This window comes from Gardnerella coleohominis, from assembly GCF_002896555.1.
Classification (GTDB): Bacteria; Actinomycetota; Actinomycetes; order Actinomycetales; family Bifidobacteriaceae; genus Bifidobacterium; species Bifidobacterium vaginale_F.
Genome location: NZ_MNLH01000049.1, coordinates 1 through 292, shown reverse-complemented (window position 1 = coordinate 292; position 292 = coordinate 1). Strand labels below are relative to the sequence as shown.

The 292-nt window shown below is 37.0% G+C and carries 1 pseudogene; it reads left to right on the top strand.

The features are described 5' to 3' along the window. Positions 1 to 114 (top strand): annotated as a pseudogene (locus tag BFS05_RS07055) (glycosyl transferase); the annotation flags it as partial. Between the last annotated feature and the right edge of the window lie 178 nt (positions 115 to 292).

Below are 292 nucleotides of genomic sequence, written 5' to 3'. Positions count from 1 at the left end.
GCAGTTGATCGCGATAACATATCTTCTGGCGTAGGAAAATTAATTAAAGGATGGTTTGCTTCTAGAAGGATTTTGCATGATTCACATTGGAAGCCTATGCCTTCTTTAGAATAAAAAACAAACGTGTTTCATAAATTTGCAAATTTGTATAATTCTTGGTTATTATACTGAGAAAAATAATATTGGAACCGTTGCATTGACTCAAGCAGCTGTTGAAGATGCTAAGTCCGGTAAGACTCCAGTAAGCTGGAACTTCACCGTAATGCCATCTGATAACTGGAAGAACGACCTC